Source organism: Microbulbifer agarilyticus (assembly GCF_020171345.1).
Classification (GTDB): domain Bacteria; phylum Pseudomonadota; class Gammaproteobacteria; order Pseudomonadales; family Cellvibrionaceae; genus Microbulbifer; species Microbulbifer agarilyticus_D.
The window spans coordinates 435,218-459,740 of sequence record NZ_JAIUZM010000001.1 but is presented as its reverse complement, the minus strand read 5'-3'; the positions used below and the strand labels follow the sequence as shown (position 1 = coordinate 459,740).

General features: G+C 56.9%; 18 protein-coding genes. 4 read left to right on the top strand and 14 right to left on the bottom strand.

Annotation, left to right across the window (positions count from 1 at the left end; translation table 11 throughout):
* Positions 1 to 9: 9 nt before the first annotated feature.
* Complete coding sequence (locus LCM31_RS01780; protein WP_224867033.1) at positions 10 to 1,167, bottom strand: efflux RND transporter periplasmic adaptor subunit; 1,158 nt, start codon at positions 1,165 to 1,167, stop codon at positions 10 to 12.
* A 339-nt stretch (positions 1,168 to 1,506) separates the two neighbouring features.
* Between LCM31_RS01780 and LCM31_RS01775 the strand changes: the two genes are divergently transcribed.
* On the top strand, positions 1,507 to 2,163 hold the full coding sequence (locus tag LCM31_RS01775; RefSeq protein ID WP_224867032.1) for a TetR/AcrR family transcriptional regulator: 657 nt from the start codon (positions 1,507 to 1,509) through the stop codon (positions 2,161 to 2,163).
* A 110-nt stretch (positions 2,164 to 2,273) separates the two neighbouring features.
* On the opposite strand, the gene LCM31_RS01770 is transcribed toward LCM31_RS01775, so the two are convergent.
* The 13 genes from LCM31_RS01770 to LCM31_RS01710 all read right to left on the bottom strand — a co-directional run bounded on the left by LCM31_RS01770 (position 2,274) and on the right by LCM31_RS01710 (position 20,299).
* On the bottom strand, positions 2,274 to 3,035 hold the full coding sequence (locus tag LCM31_RS01770; RefSeq protein WP_224867031.1) for an ABC transporter permease: 762 nt from the start codon (positions 3,033 to 3,035) through the stop codon (positions 2,274 to 2,276).
* A 30-nt stretch (positions 3,036 to 3,065) separates the two neighbouring features.
* Positions 3,066 to 4,013, bottom strand: a complete 948-nt coding sequence (locus tag LCM31_RS01765) for an ATP-binding cassette domain-containing protein (protein WP_224867030.1) — start codon at positions 4,011 to 4,013, stop codon at positions 3,066 to 3,068.
* 120 nt (positions 4,014 to 4,133) lie between these two features.
* A complete protein-coding gene (locus LCM31_RS01760) occupies positions 4,134 to 4,862 on the bottom strand; it encodes a dienelactone hydrolase family protein (RefSeq protein ID WP_222230055.1) in 729 nt (242 codons plus the stop codon).
* A gap of 233 nt (positions 4,863 to 5,095) precedes the next feature.
* Positions 5,096 to 5,782, bottom strand: a complete 687-nt coding sequence (gene trmH / locus LCM31_RS01755; protein ID WP_224867029.1) for a tRNA (guanosine(18)-2'-O)-methyltransferase TrmH — start codon at positions 5,780 to 5,782, stop codon at positions 5,096 to 5,098.
* Between the two features lie 71 nt (positions 5,783 to 5,853).
* On the bottom strand, positions 5,854 to 7,107 hold the full coding sequence (gene moeA / locus LCM31_RS01750) for a molybdopterin molybdotransferase MoeA (RefSeq protein ID WP_224867028.1): 1,254 nt from the start codon (positions 7,105 to 7,107) through the stop codon (positions 5,854 to 5,856).
* A 307-nt stretch (positions 7,108 to 7,414) separates the two neighbouring features.
* Positions 7,415 to 10,126 carry a nitrate reductase gene (locus LCM31_RS01745; protein WP_224867027.1) on the bottom strand — a complete coding sequence of 904 codons (2,712 nt, stop codon included), beginning with the start codon at positions 10,124 to 10,126 and terminating at the stop codon, positions 7,415 to 7,417.
* A gap of 23 nt (positions 10,127 to 10,149) precedes the next feature.
* Positions 10,150 to 10,503: a nitrite reductase small subunit NirD gene (gene nirD, locus LCM31_RS01740; RefSeq protein ID WP_224867026.1), complete on the bottom strand. Its 354-nt coding sequence runs from the start codon at positions 10,501 to 10,503 to the stop codon at positions 10,150 to 10,152.
* A gap of 73 nt (positions 10,504 to 10,576) precedes the next feature.
* On the bottom strand, positions 10,577 to 13,105 hold the full coding sequence (nirB, locus tag LCM31_RS01735; protein WP_224867024.1) for a nitrite reductase large subunit NirB: 2,529 nt from the start codon (positions 13,103 to 13,105) through the stop codon (positions 10,577 to 10,579).
* Positions 13,106 to 13,483: 378 nt separating this feature from the next.
* Positions 13,484 to 15,250, bottom strand: a complete 1,767-nt coding sequence (locus LCM31_RS01730; protein WP_224867022.1) for a bifunctional protein-serine/threonine kinase/phosphatase — start codon at positions 15,248 to 15,250, stop codon at positions 13,484 to 13,486.
* A 189-nt stretch (positions 15,251 to 15,439) separates the two neighbouring features.
* Positions 15,440 to 16,906, bottom strand: coding sequence for a NarK family nitrate/nitrite MFS transporter (locus LCM31_RS01725; protein WP_224867020.1), 1,467 nt, complete (start codon positions 16,904 to 16,906; stop codon positions 15,440 to 15,442).
* A gap of 421 nt (positions 16,907 to 17,327) precedes the next feature.
* Positions 17,328 to 18,413, bottom strand: coding sequence for a CmpA/NrtA family ABC transporter substrate-binding protein (locus LCM31_RS01720; RefSeq protein WP_224867018.1), 1,086 nt, complete (start codon positions 18,411 to 18,413; stop codon positions 17,328 to 17,330).
* Between the two features lie 43 nt (positions 18,414 to 18,456).
* The gene (locus LCM31_RS01715) at positions 18,457 to 19,047 is read right to left on the bottom strand and encodes an ANTAR domain-containing response regulator (protein ID WP_224867016.1); all 591 of its coding nucleotides are present in this window, start codon (positions 19,045 to 19,047) and stop codon (positions 18,457 to 18,459) included.
* 7 nt (positions 19,048 to 19,054) lie between these two features.
* On the bottom strand, positions 19,055 to 20,299 hold the full coding sequence (locus LCM31_RS01710; protein WP_224867014.1) for an alginate export family protein: 1,245 nt from the start codon (positions 20,297 to 20,299) through the stop codon (positions 19,055 to 19,057).
* Between the two features lie 458 nt (positions 20,300 to 20,757).
* On the opposite strand from LCM31_RS01710, the gene mobA reads away from it, so the two are divergent.
* The 3 genes from mobA (at position 20,758) to LCM31_RS01695 (ending at position 24,511) form a co-directional block, all read left to right on the top strand.
* Positions 20,758 to 21,363 carry a molybdenum cofactor guanylyltransferase gene (gene mobA, locus LCM31_RS01705; RefSeq protein ID WP_224867012.1) on the top strand — a complete coding sequence of 202 codons (606 nt, stop codon included), beginning with the start codon at positions 20,758 to 20,760 and terminating at the stop codon, positions 21,361 to 21,363.
* Between the two features lie 84 nt (positions 21,364 to 21,447).
* The gene (gene modA / locus LCM31_RS01700; RefSeq protein ID WP_224867009.1) at positions 21,448 to 22,335 is read left to right on the top strand and encodes a molybdate ABC transporter substrate-binding protein; all 888 of its coding nucleotides are present in this window, start codon (positions 21,448 to 21,450) and stop codon (positions 22,333 to 22,335) included.
* Between the two features lie 634 nt (positions 22,336 to 22,969).
* Entirely contained in the window at positions 22,970 to 24,511 is a 1,542-nt protein-coding gene (locus LCM31_RS01695; RefSeq protein WP_224867007.1) for a Re/Si-specific NAD(P)(+) transhydrogenase subunit alpha, read from the top strand.
* Positions 24,512 to 24,523 lie beyond the last annotated feature (12 nt).

The window sequence follows — 24,523 nt, the reverse complement described above, 5'->3', positions numbered from 1 at the left end:
CGCAAACAGTTATTGCTGGTGGGCGATACGATTATCGGCCTCAATGGGGCGGTTGTGCCGGTCGACAGGGCGCACTCGCTGTCCCTCGCGAACCAGCTGGGTACCTGCGGCAAGGATCCAGTCCTGCGGGCTGAGCGTGGAAATAACCTCGGCATCTACGTGGCCGTAGTTGGCAATGGTGACGGCCACCTTGTGCAGGGTGAAATGCTCCGGGTCCATACGCCATACATAGGGATCCGCGCCTTCCGCGGTAATGGCGGACATGGGCAGACGCTGTGTCGGGCGCACGCTGCTGGTGCGTGCGAAAACGCGGGCGCTCTGTCCGAGCTTTGGCGCAGGGTGATTTGCCGCACTGTCGGCGCCCCGGGACAAAGTGATACGCGCTTCGAAGGTGCGCAGCCCCGCTTCGGCGGCGGGGGACAGCTCGCGCACAGTGCCATTAATCGGCGCGCCGGGCGCTGACCACAACTCGATGGAGACGGGCTGACCCACCGCAAAGCGGGTCACCTCGTGTTCCGGCAAGTCGATACGCACTTCGCGCTCCCCGTCTGCGGCCAGCACAAATACCGTTTGTCCGGCACTTACCACCTGTCCGGCATCGACACTGCGGCGGGTGATTACGCCATTGCTGGGCGCCTTGAGCACTGCGTAGGCCGCCTGGTTTTTTGCCACCTGCAGCTGGGCGCGGGCGTGTTCCAGCTGTGCAACACTGCTGTCGTGGCGGGTATTGACCGCATCGAACTGCGATTCACCAATGAGTTTGCGCTCCAGCAAGTCGCGATAGCGCGCCAGCTCATCACTCGCATTGCGGTTTTCAGTTTGCGCGGCCTGTAGTTGCGCTCTGGCCGCATCTCGCTGCAGGTTCAGGTCCTGGGCGTCGAGCTCGGCAAGGGGTTGTCCCTGCTTTACTCGCTGTCCGGTTTCTACCAGGCGACGGGTGACCGCACCGCCCACGCGAAACGCCAGTGCAGATTCATGTCGGGCGTGGACTTCACCGGGGTAGACAGCCAGTTGGCTGCCAGACGCCTTGGGTTGTACCACGATCGCCGGGCGTGGCGGCATGGTCTCGCTGTTTTCCGGTGCAGAGCAGGCGACCAGTATTAGGGAGCCCAGCAACAGGCTGGAGAACTTGAGTGCGTAGCCTGGGTGCGTGAGAGCGCGGCGCATGAGTACCTCATTCCTTGTGAATCACTGGGCGCCGTGGTGACAGGTGGTGGGGATCACTGTGGAAACTGGTACAGTTGTCTACCACGCCACAACGGCGCCCATTGCTACCTATCAAGATACCTATCAGGATATCTGTCACGATATGGAAGCGTTCGATTTGAGCTTGAGTGGCCAAGCCTGTAGTAAACTGGCCTTTAATGAACTGAAGAGTATAGTAAGTATATTAAACTCGTGAGTCCACTAATTCGGTGGAGGCGAGCGCGTACTTCAACCTGAATGACCGACCCGGCTGCTCGAATAGCGGGAAGTGCACGAGCACGACGGCAATGAACTAGAACCATGAGTGAACAGAATCTATCCAGTTCGACCGACGCACCAGTCAGCCGCGGTCGCCCCAAGGACCCCGTCAAACGACAGGCGATCCTGAATGCGGCCAAGACCCTGTTTCTTGCCCACGGCTTTACCGGTACCAGCATGGACGCGGTGGCGGCGCAGGCCGGTGTTTCCAAGCTGACGGTGTACAGTCACTTCTCCGACAAGGAAACGCTGTTTTGCGCAGCGGTAGAGGCCAAGTGCGGTAGTCAGATGCCGGAGGCAATGTTTACCCTGGACGCGAGCGCGCAGCTGTCGTCCAGGCTGCAGGCGATTGGCGAAGCGTTTCTAGAGATGCTCTACCACGAAGATTCACTGCAGCTGATGCGATTAATCAGTGCGGTGGGGGCTCAGGACCAGACCATGGCCAACCTGTTCTATGAGGCCGGCCCGGTGCGCACACGCAATGAGATGATTCGCTTCCTTAATCGGGCGGTGGAGCTTGGTCAGATGCAAGTGCCGGACCCGGAACGGGCCGCTGAAGTGTTTTTTGGCATGTTACAGGGTGGCTGCACCCACATTCAGATCATCATTGGTTGTGCCGCGCCACCGTCGCGGGAGGAAATCGCCCAGCATGTGACGGAAGTCGTGCGCGTGTTTATGCGTGCCTATCAGTCGGAATAAGCAGTCGGAATAAGCAGTCGGCATAAGCAGTCCGTATAAGCAATCGGCAGAGACCAGAATGTAAAAAGCCCGCGAAAAAAACGCGGGCTTTTTTGTTGCTGCCGATTGGATCAGGAGCGAATCTTGTAGCCGGTGCGGAAAATCCACCAGATACCAGCTAGGCAGGCGAACAGGAAAAACAGGGTCATCCCCAGACTTATCCCCACATTGACATCGGACACTCCGTAGAACGCCCAGCGGAAACCGCTGATCAGGTACACCACGGGGTTAAACAGGGTTACCTTCTGCCAGAACTCCGGCAACATATTGATGGAGTAAAAGGCTCCGCCGAGAAATGTGAGGGGCGTGATGACCATCAATGGGATTATCTGCAGTTTCTGGAAGTCGTCGGCCCAGATACCGATGATAAAACCGAACATGCTGAAAGTGATCGCGGTTAACAACAGAAATCCGAACATCCAGAATGGATGGGCGATTTCATAGTCCACAAAAAAGCGCGCGGTGATCAAAATCAGGATGCCGATGACCACAGACTTAGTTGCTGCGGCACCCACATAGCCGGCCACAATTTCAAACGCGGACACCGGCGCCGATAGCACTTCATAAATCGTACCCGAGAACTTCGGAAAAAAGATGCCGAAGGAGGCATTCGAAATACTCTCCGATAACAGCGATAGCATGATCAGCCCGGGAATAATAAACGCCCCGTAGCTGACGCCTTCGATTTCTCCCAGGCGGCTGCCGATGGCCGTGCCGAACACGATAAAGTACAGACAGGTGGAAATGACCGGCCAGGCGATGCTTTGCATCAGGGTACGGCCGGTGCGGGCCATTTCGAACTGGTAGATGGCGCGGATGCCATAAATATTCACGTTGCTACTTCCTCTTTCACCCGGCTATTTTTACCCGGCACTTTGGCGTTCATCCTGGTTCTGGTGCACCAGGCTGACGAAAATTTCTTCCAGCGAGCTTTCGCTGGAGTGCAGGTCCTTAAACTCCATACCCTGCTGGTTGAGTGCGCGCAGCAGGGTGGCGATGCCGGTGTGCTCGTGCTGCGTGTCGAAGGTGTAAATCAGTTGATTACCTTCGTCGGCGATATCCAGTTCAAACTCTTTGAGTTCTTCCGGCAGTTCGCTGATCGGGTTTTGCAGGTGGATGGTCAGCTGTTTCTTGCCGAGCTTTTGCATCAGCTCGTGCTTTTCCTCTACCAGCACCAGTTCGCCATGATTGATCACGCCGATACGGTCTGCCATTTCTTCGGCTTCTTCGATGTAGTGGGTCGTCAGTATGATGGTTACACCACTTTCACGCAGGCCGCGTACCATTTCCCACATGTCGCGACGCAATTCCACATCCACACCGGCGGTCGGTTCGTCGAGGAACAGGATCGAGGGTTCATGAGATAACGCCTTGGCGATCATCAGACGGCGCTTCATGCCACCGGATAGCGCCATGATTTTGCTGTCTTTTTTATCCCACAGGGACAGTTGACGCAGGATATTTTCAATATGTTGGGGGTTGGGCGCTTTGCCAAATAGGCCACGACTAAAGCTGACGGTGTTCCATACGCTCTCGAAGGAGTCGGTAGAAAGCTCCTGAGGTACCAGGCCGATCTTACTGCGCGCCGCGCGGAATTCTCGCTGGATATCGTGGCCGTCGGCGGTGACCCGCCCGCTGGTTGGATTGACGATGCCACAGATGATGCTGATCAGCGTGGTTTTGCCGGCGCCATTGGGGCCGAGTAAAGCGAAGATCTCGCCGGAATTAATCTCAAGATCGACAGACTTGAGCGCGGTAAAACCTCCGGCGTAGGTTTTGCCCACGCCGGTGATTGAAATGATGGGTTGCACGCTTCCCCCTTTGGAATGACTGGCAGTGCAGAATGCAGTGGCTATTGTCCCTGAAGGGTAAGGCGGCCGCCACTGCCAGCCGCCCCAAATGATGAAATAGGGAAGGGCGGGAGGCAGTACTTACTGCTGGAAGATTTTGTTGTAGAAGTTTACGGCACCTTCGTAGGCGTCGTTGGCGGCCGCTTCATCGTATTTCAACGGGATGCCAAATTTTTCACCACGCGCGGTAGCCGCCGGGTTGGTGAAGCCGTGTTGTACACCAGGGTAGCTGGTTACGTCGAAGCGCACGCCGGCGGTTTGCATTTCCTGTACAAAATTGGCCACGTGCTCTGCGGGGATCATGGCGTCGTCGCCACCGGTATAGACCTGCAGCTCGGCAGTGATGTCACCGGCTTTTACTTTGATGTCGCTTTCCAGCGCGCCGTGGAAGCTAACAACGCCTTTGAGTGGCAGACCGAGGCGGGCCATGGTGAGGGCAACGGCGCCGCCGAAGCAGTAACCCTGGGCAGCGACCTGGCCTGCTTGCACGGTTGGGTGGGCGTTGATGAGGTCGAGGGCGGCCTGGAAGCGTTTCAGCGGTGCGCCTTCGGTTTCGATGGTTTTGGTCATCAGGGCGCCGGCGTCGCTGGGGTTGTCGGCGCTTACTCCGGTGCCGTACATATCGAGGGCGAAGGCGGTGAACCCTTCGGCGGCGAGGCGTTCGGCTTCTTCGCGGGTGAAGTCATTCATGCCCCACCATTCGTGCAGCAGGAGGATAGCGGGGCGCTCGCCTTCAATGCTGTCGTCGTAGGCCAGGTAGCCGGTAAAGGACTCGTCGTCGATATAGTATTCGATTGCTTCGGTATGCATTGCGTCCTCCCTGAGGAATGCTTGGTCTTGGAAATAGTGAGCCAAGGTTAGTTGGATAGGGGAGGGGGCGCAATGGGCCGCGGTGGCTTGCTGGTTGTGTGGCGGCGAAGCAGCGGGCGAGGGTGTTCAGGACCGTTGCAAGTACATCCATGTACACTGCGTCGGCGACGTCCCTGTCGCCGACGCTCCTGAACACCCTCGCCCGCTACGTCGCCTTCGCGTCGAGCCGTTTGCTATTGGCCGGGCTGTCGGTACTTCAGGTCTTTCGGTGGAATGATATCGCCGTCTTCATCTAGTTCCGGAAATGGCAAGTTGTGCTTCTCGCAGTACTTCACCATTTTCGGATGCATCCAGCGGAACAGAATATCTTTGATGGCCGGATCTTCTTCATCCAGCACCTTATCTTCATACATGCCGGCTTTTTGGCGCTGATGCATCGCCTCTTGCAGAATGATCGCAGCGGCCACGCTCACGTTGTAACTCTCAACCATACCAATAATGGGAATGGTGACATGGTCGTCGGCAAACTCTGCGGCGTAATCGCTCAGACCCTGTTTTTCGGCACCCATGATCAGGGCAAAGGGCTTGGTGTAGTCGGCTGCGCGAAAGTCGATGGCACGGTCGGACCAGTGCGCAGCATAAAGGTGCATGCCGCGGTTCTTGAGTTCGACCATGCCGGATTCGATATCGGGGTAGACGGCATTGCCGGTGAAGCGGCCGCTGCCACCGGCGGTGTTGTGATACAGCAGGTGGCCGTAGCTGGGTTGCACCATATGGATTTCGGGGATGCCGACAGCGTCGGCGGTGCGCAGCATGGCGGAGATGTTCTGGCCCTTGTGCACCTGGTCGGTGAGCAGGGTCATGTCGTGCTGGCGCTGGCGGAGCACCTGTTTAAATTTCTCGTAGCGGCTGCGGCTCATGGTACTTCTTGTGGAGTTGTTTTAGACGGAGAGCATTTCAGGCCGCGGAGTATAGCATCGGCGCCGCGGGTCTATTTTAGCGGCGCGTTGAACGGTTCTATGGTGACCCAGTCGCCGGTCTCACAATCACCACCTTCACGGGGCAGCACCACAAAACAGTTGGCGGCGGCGAAGCCTGAGAGAATGTGGCTGCCCTGAATGCCTCGGGTTTCCACCACCTGAATACCGTCGCTGTCGCAATAGGTAAAGCCGCGTTGGTAGTCGGTGCGGCCAGGGCGCTTGCGAATGTTGTTCAATAGGCGCGCGCGTGTCTGAAGCGGTGGGTGGCGGTGCTCTGCGGAAGTGCCCCGCAGTTTTTCCAGCGCCGGTACCACCAGCTGATCCAGCGTGACAATCGCAGAAACGGGGTTGCCGGGCAGGCCGAAGAACAGCGTTTCGCCCTGATCCTTGGGCAGGCGGCCGAAGGCGAAGGGTTTGCCCGGTTTGATGGCGAGTTTCCAGAAGCCGATTTCGCCGAGTTCCTGTAATACGGTTTTGGTGAAGTCGGCTTCGCCCACGGATACGCCGCCGCTGGTAATCACGAAGTCGGCGTTGTCCCGGGCCTCGACAAATGCCTCGCGGATTGTTTCCGGTTGGTCTGGCCAGCAGCCGAGGTCGAGGATGTCGACACCCAGTTGTTCCAGTGCGGCGTGCAGGGCAATGCGGTTGCTATCGTAAATGTCGCCGTCGCCGAGTTCAGATACTGGGGTGCCGATGGGCTTGAGTTCATCGCCGATGGAAAGCAGGGCGGCTTTCAGTTTGCGGTGTACGATGATTTCCGCCACACCGGCGCCGGCGAGCAGGGCGATGTGTGGGACTTTAATTTTTGCACCTACCGGCACCAGGCTTTGGCCGGTGTGGACGTCTTCGCCCCGGCGGCGAATATTTTCGCCGGGCCTGGCGGGGCGGCTCATGGTGAGCTGGTCGGCTTCAATGCTGCAATTTTCCTGCATCTGTACGCGGTCGGCGCCGGCAGGTACGGCGGCGCCGGTGGTGATGCGGGTGGCCTGGCCGGGTTCGAGTGCGCCGTTGAAGGGGTGCCCGGCGAGGCTTTTGCCGATCAGGGTATAACTATGGTGGTCCCCGCACAGGGCGTAGCCGTCCATGGCGGAGTTGTCGCAAGGGGGTAGGTCTAGCGCTGCCAGTACCGGTTCAGCCAGCACCCGGCCGCATGCCTGAGCGAGGGGGATTGTCTCTGTTGCGGTAATGGGCTCGATGCTATCGATCAGCATCTGTTTGGCGGTTTCTACGGAACGCAGACCATTTTGTGCACAGACATCGGACATGAAGCTCGCCTTTTCTTTGTCGACTTGAGTTGCAAGATAGCTTTCTAAGGGCTGTGGGTTCAAGTATTTGGGGGGGCTTGGGATATGGGTAGGGGTGGTTTGGGCTCGTTGCCCGGAGGTAGGTGGTACTTACTTGACTGGTTGTGTGGCGGCAAAGCGCCGGGGATGGGTTTTCGAAACCGCCACAAGTACATCCCTGTAGGCTGCGTCGGCGACGTCCATGTCGCCGACGCTTTCGAAAACCCATCCCCGGCACTTTGCCTTCGCATTAAGTTAGTGGGTCGTCGACGGTTTCGGAGAAACCAGTCTAGCCGACGGCGACTGCAAGGTTGGTATTGAGCAGTGCGGAGATCTCCGGCTTACAGGAGCCGCAGTTGGTGCCGCAACCCAGTAGCTCACCGAGTTCGTCTACCGAGGCGGCGCCCTCTGCGATAGCGGTTTCGATTTCCTTACGGGAGACTTGTAGGCAGGTGCATACCATCTGTGCGCCGGCAGGGACGTCGTGCAGTAGTTTTGCGGGTGCGTCGGGCAGTGGCTCCAGTAGCGCATTCTCGAGTGTCTTGCGGTCCGGCAGGGAGTGCCATTCGGCGCTGGTGAATACCAGGAATTCCATCAGCTCACTGTGCAGCAGCCAGCGTTCACCGCTGGGTAACTGCAGTTGCTTGCGATTGAGTTGTTTGTCGCCGAGCTTAAACAGTTTGTCGGCGAGCGCTTGCCAGTCCGGCTGTTTTTTCAATGCCAGTTCGAAGCGGTAGCCGCCTTCAACCGGTACCCGGTACCAGTGCAGAATGGTTTCAAACAGTTTGGCTTCGCCAATTTGCAGGCGGCTGTGTAATTCTTCTGCGGCTTCGGTGCGCAGTAACAGGCATGCATAGCTGTGCGCGGTGAGTGGCTCCACCTTAACTGCGACTTGCTTTAGCTCTGGTTGACCAGAGAAGGGGTCGGTAAAGGGAATAGCCAGGGCACTGACGGTGGCGTTGTGGGCGAGGCTGTCGCTCCAGTGAATGGGCGCGAAGAGTTGGCCGGGCTTCTGGCTGGGAGTGACTCTGGCGCGGCCGAAGAACTGGCCTTTTTCGCTTTCCACGCGCACCAGCTGTTCATCCTGGATACCAAATTTTTCTGCTTCCTGCGGGTGCACATGCAGCTCCGGGGCCTCGCTGTGGTCCAGCAGCTGGCGTGCACGGCCGGTGCGGGTCATGGTGTGCCACTGGTCGCGCAAACGGCCGCTGTTTAATACCAGGGGGTATTCGTCGCGGGTTTCCTGCTTTGGGCTCTGTGGCTGTACGGCAACAAAACGGGCGCGTCCATTGGGTGTGTAGAAATCGCCATCGCTAAACAGGCGCGCAGTACCCTGCGGGTTATCTGCGTTTACTGGCCACTGTACCGGGGTGAAGAAGTCGTATTCGTGGTCGCTGATATTGGCAAGCGCGGAAATATCAAACGCGCGGCGGGCCTGTTCGCGGTTGTTCTCAAAACCGGAAAGCGCGGCGTGTTCGCGGAAAATATCCGCGGGCGACTGGAAGTCGAAGGCTTCACCGAAGCCCAGGCGTTTTGCTACATCACAGATAATTTCCCAATCGTGGCGGGCTTCGCCGGGTTTGGGGAGGAAACCTTTCTGGCGGGACACGCGGCGTTCGGAGTTGGTAACCGTGCCGGTTTTCTCGCCCCAGGTTGTGGCGGGCAGCAGTAGGTCGGCACAGCGCGCGGTGTCGGTATCGCCAACACAGTCGGACACGATGACGGTGGGGCAGTTCTTCAGCGCTTTCGCGACGCGGCGTGCGTCCGGCATGCTCACCGCCGGGTTGGTGGCCATAATCCATACGGCTTTGATCTGACCACTTTCTACCGCATTAAACAGCTCAACCGCTTTTAGACCCGGCCCCTGGGCCATGTTACTGGCATTCCAGAAGCGACCGACACGGTCGATATTCTCTTCGGTAAAGTCCATGTGCGCGGCGAGCATGTTCGCCAGCCCGCCCACTTCACGCCCGCCCATGGCATTGGGTTGGCCGGTGATGGAGAAGGGGCCGCAGCCCGGCTTACCAATACGGCCGGTGGCCAGGTGGCAATTGATTATGGTGTTGTTCTTGTCGGTACCGGTGCTGGACTGGTTGACGCCCTGTGAATAAAAACTGATGGCTTTTTCGGTGTTGCGGAACAGCTCGTAGAATTCGAGGAGCTGCTCCAGCTCGACGCTGCAGTGACCTGCGACTTTTTCCGGGGTCCACTCTGCGGCGGCGTACAGGGTGTCGGTAAAGTTTTCGGTGTGGTTGTCGATAAACGCCTGATCCAGTGCGCCGAACTCGGCCAGGTAATGCAGCAGTCCGTTAAACAGTGCAGCATCACTGCCCGGGGATATGGCCAGGTGCAGGTCTGCCATTTCGCTGGTGGCGCTGCCACGTGGATCGACGACGACAAGCTTGGCGTTACTCGCCTGCATACGTTGGAACAGGATCGGATGGGTCCAGGCGGCGTTAGAACCGATTAACACCACCAGTTCCGCTTCGTCGAGGTCTTCGTAGTTGCAGGGTACCGCGTCGGCACCCAGCGAGCGCTTGTAGGCGGCAACCGCCGAGGACATGCACAGGCGCGAATTGGTATCGACGTTGGCGGTGCCCATGTAGCCTTTCATCAGTTTGTTGGCTACGTAGTAGTCTTCGGTCAGCAGCTGGCCGGACAGGTAGAAGGCCACAGAGTCCGGGCCGTGCTCATTGATCGTTTCGCGCAGTTTCGTAGCGGCAAAATCCAGTGCAGTTTCCCAATCGCACTCTTCGCCATGGAGTTGTGGCTTTAACAGGCGCCCGTGGTTGCCCAGCGTGTCCGCAAGGGAAGAACCCTTTACACACAGTTTACCTTTGTTGGCCGGATGCTGATCGTCTCCCTGGATTCGGATCACATCCTCTTTGTCACCTTGATTGCCAGGGGTGGTTTCCCTGGTTGCGGCGACTCCGCATCCCACGCCGCAATAGGGGCAGGTGGTACAGGATCTATGGGCGCTAAACAGCTCTGTTAATGCCATCTTCGACTGCTTTTTTGTTGTTATTAATCGACCTGGATCAGTACGTCGTCGCCATCGAAAGCGACGGGGTAAACCGCGAGTTGGATAGCTTCCTCTTCCAGGCACTGGCCGTCGGTCAGTCGATAGTGTTGCTTGTACAGTGGTGATGCCACGGTGACTTCACCGTCGATCTCCGCAACCAGGCCGCGGCCGATGACACCGGCTTTGGCGATAGGATCCCAGTTATCGATGGCGAACAACTGGGGTTCCTGTTCGGGTAAAAAAAACAGGGCAATCTGTCGATCGCCCACAAGAGCGCACACTCCGGAATCGGCTACAAGATCTGATCGCTTGCAGACTTGCAGCCACTCGGTGCGGGTTATGGCAACTTCGCTCATTTCGGTTCTCCACAATGGTATGGAAAGAATAGGGTGATGAAATCTTCAATTCTGTTTGCTGGTGCGAGCCGGCTTATGCCGGCTCTGCGATCTTGACGATCTCTTCTTCGGTCGCTGGACGACGCTGCTGGCGCTCCTCCACAAATACGATCTTTTCGTCTTTATCGTCAGTGTTCACGAACTGGCGGAAGCGCTTGAGCATTTCCGGATCGTTGATCGCGGTCTTCCATTCACACTGGTAGGTGCCAACCACGTTGGTCATCTGGCGCTCCAGCTCGTCGCAGATACCCAGCTTGTCCTCGATCACAACTTCGCGCAGGTAATCGAGGCCGCCTTCCAGGTTTTCCAGCCATACCGAGGTACGCTGCAGCTTGTCGGCAGTGCGCACGTAGAACATCAGTACGCGGTCGATGTACTTGATCAGGGTGACGTCATCCAGATCGGTCGCGAACAGGTCGGCGTGACGCGGGCGCATGCCGCCGTTACCACATACATACAGGTTCCAGCCGTTCTCGGTGGCGATCACACCGATGTCCTTGCTCTGTGCTTCCGCACACTCGCGGGTACAGCCGGAAACCGCCATTTTGATTTTGTGCGGTGAACGCAATCCCTTGTAGCGGTTCTCAACGGTGAGGGCCATGCCCACACTGTCCTGAACACCAAAACGGCACCAGGTACTGCCCACACAGGACTTTACGGTACGCAGCGACTTGCCGTAAGCGTGCCCGGTTTCGAAGCCTGCGTCGGTCAGTTCGCGCCAGATCTCCGGCAGCTCTTCCAGGCGTGCGCCAAACAGGTCGATACGCTGGCCGCCGGTGATCTTGGTATAGAGGTCGTATTTCTTCGCCACTTCGCCGAGTACGATCAGCTTGTCCGGGGTAATTTCGCCACCGGCAATACGCGGAACAACGGAGTAGGTGCCGTTCTTCTGCATGTTGGCCATAAACGTATCGTTGGTGTCCTGCAGGCCAACGTGCGGCTTCTCGTGAATGTGTTCATTCCACAGGGAAGCGAAAATTGAGGCGGCAGTGGGCTTGCAGATCTCACAGCCTTTGCCGGTGCCGTGTTTTTCCAGCAGTTCGTCAAAGGTTTTGATTTCTTCCACCTGCACCATGTGGAAGATTTCCTGTCGGGTGTAGGGGAAGTGCGGACACAGGTCGTTGTTGACCTCGACACCCAGAGCGGCGAGCTCGGTATCCACAACATTTTTCAGCAGGGCGGCACAGCCACCACAGCCGGTTGCCGCTTTGGTGCAGTCTTTCACTTCACCTACGGAGCAGCAGCCACCTTGCACGGCGCCGACGATGTCGCCTTTGCTGACGTTGTGGCAGGAACAGATGGTAGCAGTGTCGGGCAGGGCATCGGCACCCAGCGTCGGTGCGGCGCCATCCAGCGCTGGCAGGATCAGCTGTTCGGGATGCTCCGGCAAATCCATGTCATTCAGGTGGTACTGCAGCAGGGTGTCGTAGTCGCTGGTGTCACCAACGAGTACCGCACCGCGTAGCTTTTTCCCTTCGCTGTCGGTGATCATGCGCTTGTACACGCCGGTCTGTTCATCGACAAAGGTGATGGCGGCAGACCCTTCTTTGCGGCCGTGGGCATCACCGATGGAGCCTACTTCCACGCCCAGCAGCTTCAGCTTGGTGCTCATGTCCGCGCCGTTGAATTCCGCTGCCTCACCACACAATAGGGAGACCGCGGTGCGCGCCATGGTATAGCCCGGAGCTACCAGACCGAAGATAAAGTTATTGAACAGGGCGCATTCGCCGATGGCGAAGATATTTTTATCGGAGGTACGGCAGTTATTGTCGATTACGATACCGCCGCGCTCGCCCAGTTCGATACCGGCGGACTTGGCCAGGCTGTCTTCCGGGCGAATACCGGCAGAGAAGACAATCAGGTCGGTATCGAGGGACTTTTCGCCCTTGAAGTTCATGCGCAGGCGACCGCCGTCCACTTCTTCGATCAGCTCGGTCGCGGTGCTGGTGTGTACGGTTACACCCAACTCTTCAATTTTTTCCCGCAGCAGTTTGGAGCCGCCCTCGTCCAGCTGTACGGACATCAGGCCGGGCGCGAATTCCACTACGTGCGCTTCCAGGCCCAGCTGCTTAAGGGCGTTGGCCGCTTCCAGACCCAGCAGGCCTCCACCTACGACAACGCCAACTTTACCGTCGTTAGCGGCTGCCTGGATCTTGTCCAGATCTTCCAGGGTACGGTAAACAAAGCACTTGCTGTGTTCGTGGCCGGGAATTGGCGGTACAAAAGGATAGGAGCCGGTGGCGAGTACCAAGTGATCATAGGGCTCACTGGCACCGCTGGCAGAGGTCACGATTTTGTTTTCGCGGTCGATGCTCACTGCGGCATCGTTCAGGCGCAGGTCGTAGCCCCACTCACGATACTGCTCAACCTTGCCCATGGCCAGGTCGTCGGCGGTGCGGCCGCCGAAATATTCGGAGAGATGCACGCGGTCGTAGGCGGGGCGGGGTTCGGCACAAAATACCAGTACATCGAACAGTTCGCGTTCGGGGCGATTCGCCAGTTGTTCCAGGAAGTGGTGACCGACCATGCCGTTGCCGATGACGACGATTTTTTGCTTAACCATAATCTCTGCCGTGATTTACCAGGTTGGTACCCGGAGTCTTACCGAGTATTGGTGCCTGACGTTTTCGACAGAAAGGTGGGGGGCCACAGATGCTAAGGCTGCACGGGCTTACCCTCTTCTGTCGAAGAGTGTCAGGCGCCGTTGCCTTGCTAAAAGAATTTCAGATTGTGACTAATGGTATTCAATCTCTATGCCAACTTGGGCTGATCCCTGATGGCGTAGGGAAATTGCAAAGAGCTTGTGGTTAATGGAAGGCTTGGATTCGCGAGAGTGGAAAATTGATGCTGCAAATTGGTGCGATAAAGTGGTGCGCGCCCCAGTTTGGAACGCGACAGGTTTTTTGCCGTGCTTTCGGAAGCAATTTTTTGGAAAGCAGGGTTAAAGGAAGTACAACAAATGGGAAAGTAGCGCGAGCACTGCGACGGTCTGCCAGAACAGCAGTGGGTTGCGCTGGATCAGCGGAGGCTTCTCCGTCGTATCGAACTTTTTGTTCGGTGTACTCAGGTCGTGCACGAGTTCCGACAAAGCGGGATAACGGTTTTTCGGATCCGGTGCGCAGGCTTGGCGCAGAGCGCCATCAATCCATTCCGGAATGTCCTCCCGGTATTGCCGTGCGCGGATGTAGCGCAGGCTCGCGTAAGTCTTCAATTGGTAGTGGCTGCTGCCAAAGCGCTCTTTATAGGGATAATGTCCGGTCAGCATTTCATAGGCGATAACACCCAGGGAGAAGATATCGGAGCGGTGGCTGGCCGCATCTTTGAAGAAATACTCTGGTGCACAGTAGTTTTTACTGCCGGGCGGCGCACTGTCCTGATAGCGCAGCAGTTCCTGAAGGCCTGCTGCATTGGCTCCTCCCAAATCAATCAACTTCAGGCGCCCGCTGGTGTCCACCATGATGTTTTCGGGCTTGAGATCTCCATGCACGATTTCCAGGCGTTGCAGGCGTCTCAGGGCACTAACCAGTTGTTGTACCAGATTGCGTACCTGATCCAGGGGTGGCTCCTGGTTGAGCTGCATCCACTGGCGCAGGTTCTGCCCGTCCACATATTCCATCACATGGTACAGAAACTTACGTTCCTTGCGCGGTGGGAATATTTTGACGATGGCCGGATGATCCAGGCGGCGCCCCGTCCACTCTTCCGCAATGAAGCGTTCGATGTAGGCAGGATCATCACTATAGTTCTCGGAGGGAGCCTTCAGTGCGCAAAGCCGTTCCGGCTCGCCATTTTTTCCTGACTCCATATCTCTGACGAGATACAGGTAGCTGCGGCTGCTTGCATGGAGTTCCTGCAGTACCTCGTAACCGTCAATCTTATTTCCAGGTTGCAGTGGCGGCGGGAAGGGCAGTTGGCTGGTGGCCACCATGACATCGTCGGCTTGCACGGTGTCCACTACGTTCACACGGCACAACGCCAGGCTCAGATTGTCTTTACTGCCGTTGTCCAGCGCTGCTGTGGTCAACGCCTGCGCTGCGTCCAGCTGGTGCTTGGCGAGCAGCTCGGTGAATTGCCCTTTCGGCAGAAAATCGTGGATACCGTCGGTGGTGACACAGAATAGATCGCCCGCTTCCAGCGGTTCGCGTCGATAGTCCACCTCGATATGCGCGTCCATACCCAAAGCGCGACTTAAAAAGGTGCGCTCCGGACCAAGTGCGCGACTGTGATCGCGGGTCAGGCGCTCCAGATTACCATCCCGCAATCGATAAATGCGCGAGTCACCAATATGAATCAGGTGTGCGGTAGAGCCCTTGAGAATCACTGCTGAAAAGGTCGTCAGCCAACCACGCTGTACCTCGTCGGCTCCGCCACTCTGCCGATACAGCCAGCTGTTGAGTGCATGTAGAACCCGTGCACTGGCCTGCTTTACCGACCAGGAATCCGGCGTGCTGTAGTAATCGGAGATAAACCCGCTGATTGCCGCCCGTGCCGCTGCGCCACCCGCCTCGGCACTGCCAACCCCATCGGCGACCGCCGCTATGGAGCCGCGATAGCGCAGATCGCTGCCGGTAGCCCGGTATACGGCCACAGCATCGTCATTGTAAGCGCGCAGTCCACACTCGCTCGCAGTGGCGAACTCCAGAGTTTCGGAATTGGAGGCTTTGTGATCCGAATCTGACACGGTGGTGATTTCGCAGGTGTGGTTCAAAGTGATCCTCGCAGTATCGGCAGGGCTGAGATCTATGCGATAAGCGGTGTGCCGGAATCCGTTTTCGGGACTGTCTGCGAGAGGGATCTCGCGGACAAGCCCCCAGGGATGGGTTCACGGCGTGTCTCGAAAACGGATTCCGGCACGCCGCGCCACGTAACTATCTAAGTGGTTGCCCCATTACCTGGATCAGGCAACGTCGATTAGTGAAACGCTACCATCCGGCATAACCTCGGCCATTTGACCTTCCGGCTCCGCAAGGAACAGCAGAGTAACAAAGCCCAACACCGCGGTACCAGCAATCACCAGGAAGAAGGTCTGGTAAGACACCATACTCAGCACCGTCAGATAGAACACCGCGCCCACGTTACCGTAAGCACCGGTCATACCGGCGATCTGGCCGGTCAAGCGACGCTTGATCAGCGGTACCACCGCAAACACCGCCCCTTCACCTGACTGCACGAAGAAAGAACAGGCCATCGCCGCAGCTACTGCCAGATACAGCGGCCATTCAGAGTCGATCATACTCATCGTCAGGTAACCAACCGCCAGGCCTGCAGTCAAAATCAACAGCGTGCTCTTGCGTCCAAAGCGGTCACTGATCAGGCCGCCGGCAGGGCGGGACATCAGGTTCATAAACGCGTAGGCAGAAGCCAGTAGCCCCGCTTTTACTGGATCCAGGGTAAAGGTTTCGGAGAAGAACAGCGGCAGCATGGAAACAACCGCGAGCTCGGAGCCGAAAGTCGCGAAGTACAGAATGTTCAGAACCGCAACCTGCTTGAACTGATAGCGATGAATCGGCTCCGGCAGTTTTACGAAAATTTCTTTGTTGATGTCGTAGCACTTCTTCGCGTCAAACAGGTACAGCGCCGCAAGTGCCACGTAAATTACAACCGCGACAGACTGTGCGAGCATGCCGACACCAGATGGGGACAGTTTCCAGGTTAGCAGCGCCAGAGCCGCGTACATGGGTACTTTCATGATCAGCAAGAGTACGAAATCGGCAGGGCTGGAAACTTCCATACCACCGATTTTCTTCGGCTTGAAATAGGTGCCACCCTTGGGGGTGTCGGTCACGGAGCGGTAGTAGATCACGCTGTACACCAGCGCGATGGCACCGGTGAGGCCGATCGCGTAGCGCCAGCCATCGTCACCGCCGAACAGCAGGGCGATGGTCGGCAGGGTCATAGCGCCCGCCGCAGAGCCAAAATTACCCCAGCCGCCATAAATACCTTCCGCGGTGCCCAACTGTTTGGCCGGGAACCATTCGGAAACCATGCGAATACCCACTACGAAGCCGGCGCCGATAAAGCCCAACAGGAAGCGGCCAATCGCCGCCGCGGTGAAGCTATCGGCCAGCGCGAAAATAAAGCAGGGGATACTACCGATGGCCAGCAGCAGAGAATACGTCAGGCGCGGACCGTATTTGTCCGTCAGCATGCCGATAATTACGCGCGCGGGAATGGTCAGTGCCACGTTCAGAATCAGCAGGGTTTTTACCTGTTCCGAAGTGAGCGACAGACTGTCGGCAATTGCCATCAACAGCGGTGCATGGTTGAACCACGCAAAGAAGGTAATAAAGAAGGCAATCCAGGTGAGGTGCAGTACCCGGGTTTTTCCTTTAAAGGAAAATAGGTTTAAGGAGTCACTGGACATAATGTTATCCCGTTAGTTTGTGTTTTGAATCTGTCGGCTTGCTCGGCAAGGCTCCAAACGGCGGGCATAAAAAAAGCCCACGGGGCACCCTGGCTGCCGCCGGTGGACTTCGCTGTCCTACTAATAAGTATCAATAACTATGTAATAGCTATTCAATAACTGTGCCATGGTTGTGCGCAAACCCGGTCACAGGGCGAAACTGGTGCGCTGTGCTGCGAAAAAATGGCGCACTAGAGGCGAAACTTGTCCGATGACGCGCAGTAATGTTCCGTCGGCAGTAGTTTGTGCGCGGTTCAGGGGCCCAGCCAGTTGTCGATTGCGCCCTGTTTTGGTGTGCTCTGTCTGGGGTGGTGCACAAATGTGCACCGAGTGTGGGCGCGTGAGGAGGGTGCTCCAGGGCTTATTTAGTCAGAAGAGACCACTAGCCTGTGTGTGATTTGGGAGCATGCATTTCGCGCAGTCGAAGGTAGTCGAGGGTCTGTTGATAGAGGTCAGCGTGGAAGAGTTCTGCAGTATCTGTAGCAGTCGGCGCGATTTCGTTACACAAGGCAAGTAGCTCGCGCGCTTTTTGTGGTGTGGGACGCCCGTGGTCCGTCTGCGGGTGGGCGAACAAATGCCAGCCTGTATTCTGCTCGGGAATCATGTTCTTTTTACGGTACAGCTGATCGTTCAGAGAGGCGGCCACTAGGTCATCAGCAAGGTTGAGATATTCCGGGCGTGCCAGAATTCCCGCTGCGTCGCGACGGTTATTGCGGTCGCTCAGCCACCCACAGGCCTCCAATAGCGCGGCACGCAATGCCAGATGCGTTGCCGGATTTGCCTCGTGCCAGCTGCGTGTAACCGCGAGTACTTTTTCTGGCATTGCGGGCATCAGGGCGTTGTTCGGCGTGGCAATGACCCCGATACCTTCCTGGGCGGCAAAGGTGTTCCAGGGCTCGCCAACGCAGAAACCGTCAATATCCCCACGGCGCAGGTGGTCCACCATCTGTTCCGGTGGCAATACCTGCAGGCGCACGTCGGTGTCGGGATTAATCCCGGCATTGCTTAACCAGTGGCGCAGCTGCAATGTGTGGCTGGCAAATGGATACACGCTGGCAAACGTGAGCGGCGTTGCATCCGCTGCTTGTCGGTCAACAAACTGCTTCAGCGCTGCGCCTGCGCCATCCGCATCGTCAGTCTGTGTGTTTAACTTGCTGTAGAGGTCGCTGGATAGGGTAATTCCATTGCCATTGCAGCTCAGGATCAGACCGCTGAGCAGTTCTTCTTCGCAGTTCGGCAAGGTTTGCTTGAGGGTGAGTGGCATGGGCGCAAGCATCGCGGCGGCATCGGCGGCGCCGCCGATTAGCTTATCCCGCAGTGTGGCCCAGGAAGTTTCCCGCTTTAACGTTACTTGCAGTCCATGCTGCTCAAATAATCCGAGCTCATGGGCGATGATCAGTGGGGCGCTATCTGTCAGGCGCAGATAGAGCAGTTTGAGTTTTGGCTTTTCGACTTGCAGGCTGCTCACGGTAGTACTCTCGGCAATCTTTAAAATTCTGTGTCAAATCCCGCTATCTGGCCGGTGTTTGCAGATGCGTGACGATTTGTTCGGCGACATTGCGCATGGTGGAATTGCTGTTCATCGCCAGGGTGCGCAGGGTCTGATGTGCGGCCTGCTCGCTGATATTCTTGCGGGCCATTAATAACCCCTTGGCGCGCTCAATGATTTTTCGCTCGTCCAGCTGTTGCTGGGTGCGCTCCAGGGACTGCCGCAGTTGCTGATAGCTGCGGAACTGGGCCATAGCGATTTCAATGGCCGGTGCGACCCGCTCCGCGGACAGACCTTCAGCCATATAGGCGCTGACTCCGGCATCCACCGCGCTGCTGATGAAGTCTGCGCCACCGCGGGCAGAGAACATCGCCACTGGCGTAGGGTTGTGCTGGTTGATCACGGAGAGGCTTTCAAGAATGTCCCGGTCGGGGGATTCGATATCGATCAATACGATATCCGGGCGGTGCTTTTCCACCTGAAACAGGAGGCCTTCAGCGCTGGAAAGCTGCGCCAGCAGGTTGTATCCGGCAGCGCTGAGCTGCTCGGACACCATAGCCGCGCGCTCGCTCTGGTCATCGACCAGTAAAATGCTGATTGGGTTGGTCGTCATCGCTTTGTCAAAACTTCAATTCGAACTGCAGCCAGAATTTGTCCGTATCGCTGCTGAAGGTGTCAGCGTCGTACGTGGCGTATTTGGCGAGCAGGTCGATATTTTTTGTTATGGCATAGGTCGCTACCAGGTCGAGTTCGTTGCCGTACTCGCGGCTGAAGCGATCGCTATAGAATTTATGCAAAGTTGCTGCAAACTTAATGCCAGAAATAACCACTGAGCCGCCAGCGTAGTAGTCGCGGATGCCGTCGACGGGGGTGGTCAGGAATTTGTCCGCGTAGCCCTGGAACTTGTGCAGCGTGGCCAGCGGGGTTTGAAATGCCCACTGATCGTCACCGGTGAGCCACTCGGTACCGACAAATCCGGCAAATTTGTATTTTTGTTCCGGCTTGGTGCCGAACTCCGCGTTGTAATACTCCGCGCGGTAGTCGTAGGGGTTGCGCCCGGTATCGCTCTGGGTGGCGGCGCGCAGGTGCCAGCGGAAGGTGTCACAGTCTGCGCTCCACTTGAAGCCAGCGGTGACACTCGCCAGCTGGTCAAATTCGTGGAAATCCAGGCTGTAGAAAAAGCCGCTTAGGGTGTGATTCGGGCGTACCTTGTATTTAAGGCGCAGCGCGTTAACCGGCCCGCCAATATCTCCGTCGGCACCATCGGGGCCGAAAATCCGGTTGACGTTCCAGGAGTAGAAGTAGTCGCCGGTGAATCGGTCGTCGAATGCCCACTCGGCGCGTAACGCATCGTAAGTCTGTTCATTTTGGCGCCAGCCGACACCACCGATAAAGCGCTGATCGTCAAAATTAATACGCTGCCGGCCCAGGGTGAGCAGGTTCGTGTTGTGCTTGTAGCTCAGCTGAACCCGATTCACCTCGCTGTAATCCGGGTCGGCAATGACCGGGTACTGGGTGCGTCCGTTCTCGGTGTTGTTGAATTTTTCGCTACTAATGTAGGTGACATTGTCGCCCTCCAGCAAGAACTCCCAGCCATCCCAGCGGGCGCTGGTCCAGGTCGCACGGCTGCGCAAGGTGCCGGCGGTAGCGTGCTTGGGAAAAGAGACTTCGCGTACATGCTCGTAGCGGGGGCGAAAGTTGAGGCCAAAGGTACTGTTGCGAATCATGTCCCCGGGCATTTGCGCGATGTTTTCTTCTGCACCAACGGCATCTGTCGCACTGAGCAGCAGCGCAGCCCCGAGAGCAGCTCTGGTGAGCTGAAGCTGGACGGCGGTAGTCTGGCCTGCACATGGGCTGGCAACCATGGAGATCTCCCTGGATATTCGCGCGCAATAGAAAAGGCCCGGCGGCACGGATTGTGCGGCCGGGCCTCAATGCCACTGGCATTTGGACAATCAAAACTCGTACCAATGGATGCTAATTTAGTAGAGCGTGTGCTTTATATGGGCGCTTCCGTGTTGATTCGTTGCCTTCTGGCGGGCGATTGCGCCCTGGCGGTGCAGCAAGGTCTTGGCGCGAAGCGAGAAAGCAGCTGGATACGCCACTATATGGAGATTGGTGGTGCGATATGGTGCAAAGATAGGTGGTTGCGCGGCAATATGGTGCGGCATTTGGGGCGGGCTGGGAGAGTTCCTTTTGGGCTACTTTTCTCAAAGATCAAATATGCGAGGCTAATTTACCGTAATTTTGCTGTATGGTTTCGCCTCTCAGTGAACGTGGTACGCAGGAGTCACGAGGATCAAATGTCAGGATGCAGTAATAAATGACATCGCCATCAGGTAATCAATTAACTCCGGTAATTCGGGTATGCCCAGTAGTACTCGCTGGCGGACTGTCTAGTCGCATGGGGCAGGACAAGGCGCTGCTAAAATTATCCAATGGCAGTACGCTGCTCGAGCATGCGAAGCGTCAGCTGGAGTTGGTTGAAGCGCCTGAAGGCATAGAGATGATGGCGCCTTTGGTGAGCGGGCGCCGCCCAGGTGGCATTCCAGACCAGGTAGAAGCCGCAGGCCCTCTCGGGGGACTCCAGGCCATCGATCAGCATTTGCACCAGTGGGAACTCGCCTGTGACGCATTGCTGGTGGTGCCGGTGGATATGCCGCTGCTGTCACCAGGTTTGCTGAAACAGCTGTGTGTGGTCGGGCAGACCGTGGATCAAGCGGTGTGTTTCGGTGACTACTTTATGCCGTGCTGGCTTCCACTGAACGCGCGCAGCCGCAAGTACCTGGGTGCCGCCGCCGCGGGGGATGCTATTGCCTCTGTGCGCGCCCTGTTTGGGTTTGTTGGCTGCGTGCAACTGCCGGTCCCGGAGGGCGATTGGCACCTGAACCTCAATCGACCGGAGGATTTCAGCCGATTGCAGGGGTAGCACAAGGATTGGCGTCATCTACAGAGTAGTGGCAGCCAGTGACCGGCCGTGGGGGTAGATTCGAATTGAGGTATTTGTATTCGAATGTTGTTACGGAATACGAGCTTTTCCCTCGCCGGTAAACGGCTTCGGCGCCTGTTTGCGACCATCTGCTTCATTGTGGTCGCTGTTGCCCTTTCCAGTTGTGGCGAGCGCACCCCGAAGGTGCTGCGTATCGCCGTAGATGCCAGCTTCCAGCCTGCGCTCGAGGCTTTGCGGCCGTCTTTCGAAGCGCACTGCCGCTGTCGCTTGGAGATTACCGCTGGGGCCAGTGGCCTGCTCTACAGTCAGATTCGTGCAAACGACGCGGGCCGTCCCTTCGACCTGTTTCTCTCTGCCGATATGGCACGCCCGGTATTGCTGGAAAAGGCTGGACTTACGGTTCCGGCCAGCCGTCAGACCTATGCGCGTGGGCAGCTGGCGGTATGGGCCAGTGAGAAAATTTCCACGAACAAGTCGTCCGGGTTCTCCACCCTTGCTGCGCTCGCGACACAGGGCGCCTCCGGCGCGACACTCACCCCTCGCCAGCTCATCCTGTTATTGGGCCGCGGTAAACATAAATTGGTCGTGGCTGATCCGCAGCTCGCCCCCGATGGGGATGCGGCGGTCAAGATGTTAAAGAAGTTGCGCTTGTGGCCGAAGGTAAAGAATCGAGTGGTGTACGCGGGGCATTCGGGGCACGCGCAGATCATGTTGCACCAAGGGGAGGGGGACCTGGGGTTGATTCCCTACGGGCAGGCCCTGGCTTCCGGGCGCCAAGCGCAGTTTATGCGTATCCCCTATCAGTTCCACCCGCCGCTGGAGCAGCAGCTGGTGATCTTGCGGGATACCCGGCAGCGAAATCTGGCTATTCGCTTCCTACAATATTTGCGCTCAGACCCGGTACAGGCGCGCTTACTCCCTTTAGGATTTTTACCTGCTAAAAGCCGGTAATACGCCATATAAAATATGGCCGCAGTGAAATTTGATTGGCCCAAAGCGATGTATAAATGTCGTAAAACTTATCCAGATATCGGTTTTATTTGATATCTATTCCAATGCCGCATGAATTCCATTTCAAAGGGTTATTATTTAATTAAACGGTTTGGAATAGTTAATTAAATAATCCCTTATACGACTCGCCCGTAGGTGCACGGCGTTTTTTCGCGCCAGTTTTTTCATTGGTCACCCTGCGTGAGCGAAAGTCACTTATGTCGTGAAGTTTACGTTTTGGGTGCACTTTTTCGTTTCTTTTGTAACTTAATTTGCTGTTTTTTGAGCAGTTTTCGATATTTTTAATAAATTTCCTCAAAACGCCTAATAAGAATCCTCTATTTCCGTCGCCGAAATTTATTTTCTTTAATGCAGCGACTTACCGAAAAGGTTTTAATTTCTCTGGAAGCTGTTTTTTCCGGGGCAGGCCTGTCTTTGCCTTTTAATTTGTTGTTTCGGGGTGACCCGAATAAAAGGCTGTACTGGCGGAATTAAATTCGGCGGTAGTGTTTCGTCCTACAAAGGACAGCCCAAATGTTCGCATCAGGGCCTTGGGTTTATAACAACGACAAATCTTTTAACGGGAGCACAAACGGTGATTATTGCCATACCAAAGGAGACCGCGCCTGGAGAGTCGCGGGTCGCGGCAACGCCAGCCAGCGTAAAGCGTTTGCAGTCGCTGGGCTTTGACGTTGTCATCGAGCAGGGTGCCGGAGAAGGAGCTAACTTCCCCGACACAGAATATGAGCAGGCCGGCGCCAAGTTGTGCGCTAATGCCGCCGACTGTCTGAGTCAGGCCGGGATCGTACTGAAAGTTCAGCAGCCGAATGATGCGGAGCTGGATCTGATTCCCAGCGGTGCCACGCTGGTAGCCTTTCTCAAGCCGGCGCAGAATGAAGCGTTGCTGAAAAAGTTCGCAGACAAAAACATTAACGCGCTGGCGGTGGAATCTATTCCGCGTATTTCGCGCGCGCAGAAAATGGACGCGTTGAGCTCCATGGCCAACATTGCCGGCTACCGCGCAGTGATTGAAGCCGCCCACGAGTTTGGTCGCTTCTTTACCGGCCAGATCACCGCCGCCGGCAAAATTCCACCGGCCAAGGTGCTGGTGATTGGTGCTGGTGTTGCGGGGCTGTCTGCAATTGGCACCGCCAAGAGCATGGGTGCCATCGTGCGCGCCTTCGATACCCGCCCGGAAGTACGCGAGCAGGTGGAGTCCATGGGTGCGGAATTCCTCACTGTGGAAATCGAGGAAGATGGTTCCGGCACCGGCGGCTACGCCAAGCAGATGTCCAAGGAGTTTATCGATGCCGAAATGGCGCTGTTCCGTGAACAGGCCAAGGAAGTGGACATTGTTATCACCACCGCTCTGATCCCCGGCAAGCCGGCACCGAAGCTGTGGCTGGCGGACATGGTGGAAACCATGGCCGACGGTTCTGTGGTGGTGGACCTGGCGGCGGAAATGGGCGGTAACTGTGACTTCACCGAAGCCGATAAAAAGGTGGTCAAGAGTGGTGTCACCGTTCTGGGCTACACCAATCTGGCCAGCCGCGCAGCTACCCAGTCTTCCACCCTGTATGCCACCAACCTGTGCCATCTGTTGACGGACATGACACCGGAAAAGAACGGTGAAATCGAAATCAACTTCGAAGACGAAGCTATTCGCGGTGCCACTGTGGTGAAGGAAGGTGAAATCACCTGGCCGCCACCCCCGCCGAAAATTTCTGCCGCGCCCCAGCAAAAGCAGCCGGAGCCGCAGATCGAAGTGGAACCAAAGCCGGAGAAGAAGTCTTCCCCATTGTCTCTGGTTGCCTTCTGGGCCGTTGCTGGCCTGTTGCTGCTGGCACTGGGTAAATCTGCCCCGGCAGACTTTGTTGCCCATTTTACGGTGTTTGTTCTGGCCATCTTTATCGGCTGGCAGGTGATCTGGAATGTGTCGCATGCGCTGCACACTCCGCTAATGAGTGTGACCAACGCTATCTCCGGCATTGTGATTATCGGTGCCTTGTTGCAGGTAGGGGCCACCGGTTCCTTCGTTGTCACTGTCATGGCGTTTATTGCGGTACTGGTCGCCAGTATCAATATCTTCGGTGGATTCTTTGTTACCCACCGTATGCTCAAAATGTTCCGTCGCTAAGGAGAAAGAGAC

Excerpts from the sequence above, each read along its gene's own strand:
- trmH (WP_224867029.1), bottom strand. The coding sequence starts at position 5,782 with ATGAGCCGCAGCCGCTACGAGAAATTTAAACAGGTGCTCCGCCAGCGC.
- nirB (WP_224867024.1), bottom strand. The coding sequence starts at position 13,105 with ATGGTTAAGCAAAAAATCGTCGTCATCGGCAACGGCATGGTCGGTCAC.
- LCM31_RS01775 (WP_224867032.1), top strand. The coding sequence starts at position 1,507 with ATGAGTGAACAGAATCTATCCAGTTCGACCGACGCACCAGTCAGCCGC.
- LCM31_RS01715 (WP_224867016.1), bottom strand. The coding sequence starts at position 19,047 with ATGACGACCAACCCAATCAGCATTTTACTGGTCGATGACCAGAGCGAG.
- mobA (WP_224867012.1), top strand. The coding sequence starts at position 20,758 with ATGACATCGCCATCAGGTAATCAATTAACTCCGGTAATTCGGGTATGC.
- modA (WP_224867009.1), top strand. The coding sequence starts at position 21,448 with ATGTTGTTACGGAATACGAGCTTTTCCCTCGCCGGTAAACGGCTTCGG.
- moeA (WP_224867028.1), bottom strand. The coding sequence starts at position 7,107 with ATGTCCGATGTCTGTGCACAAAATGGTCTGCGTTCCGTAGAAACCGCC.
- LCM31_RS01725 (WP_224867020.1), bottom strand. The coding sequence starts at position 16,906 with ATGTCCAGTGACTCCTTAAACCTATTTTCCTTTAAAGGAAAAACCCGG.
- LCM31_RS01710 (WP_224867014.1), bottom strand. The coding sequence starts at position 20,299 with ATGGTTGCCAGCCCATGTGCAGGCCAGACTACCGCCGTCCAGCTTCAG.
- LCM31_RS01780 (WP_224867033.1), bottom strand. The coding sequence starts at position 1,167 with ATGCGCCGCGCTCTCACGCACCCAGGCTACGCACTCAAGTTCTCCAGC.
- nirD (WP_224867026.1), bottom strand. The coding sequence starts at position 10,503 with ATGAGCGAAGTTGCCATAACCCGCACCGAGTGGCTGCAAGTCTGCAAG.
- LCM31_RS01745 (WP_224867027.1), bottom strand. The coding sequence starts at position 10,126 with ATGGCATTAACAGAGCTGTTTAGCGCCCATAGATCCTGTACCACCTGC.
- LCM31_RS01760 (WP_222230055.1), bottom strand. The coding sequence starts at position 4,862 with ATGCATACCGAAGCAATCGAATACTATATCGACGACGAGTCCTTTACC.